Origin of the sequence: Streptococcus suis, from assembly GCF_002960445.1 — a bacterium.
GTDB lineage: Bacteria > Bacillota > Bacilli > Lactobacillales > Streptococcaceae > Streptococcus > Streptococcus hyiners.
In genome coordinates this window covers 1-282 of the sequence record NZ_POJD01000409.1, presented here as the reverse complement: position 1 = coordinate 282, position 282 = coordinate 1, and the positions used below count along the sequence as shown (strand labels likewise).

1 protein-coding gene is annotated in these 282 nt (G+C 44.7%); it reads left to right on the top strand.

Going from position 1 to position 282, the window contains the following annotated elements; genetic code table 11:
- A partial coding sequence (locus tag C1G53_RS12300; RefSeq protein WP_192873137.1) for an ATP-dependent Clp protease proteolytic subunit occupies positions 1-282 on the top strand: 282 nt, incomplete at both ends.

The window sequence follows — 282 nt, the reverse complement described above, 5'->3', positions numbered from 1 at the left end:
CCGTATTATCATGTTGACAGGACCAGTTGAGGACAACATGGCAAACTCTATCATTGCACAATTGCTTTTCCTTGATGCCCAAGACCCTACAAAGGATATTTACCTCTATGTTAATACGCCAGGAGGATCGGTGTCAGCAGGTCTTGCCATTGTAGACACGATGAATTTCATTAAAGCTGATGTTCAAACCATCGTTATGGGAACAGCTGCGAGCATGGGAACCATCATTGCATCAAGCGGTGCCAAGGGCAAACGTTTCATGTTGCCAAATGCAGAGTACAT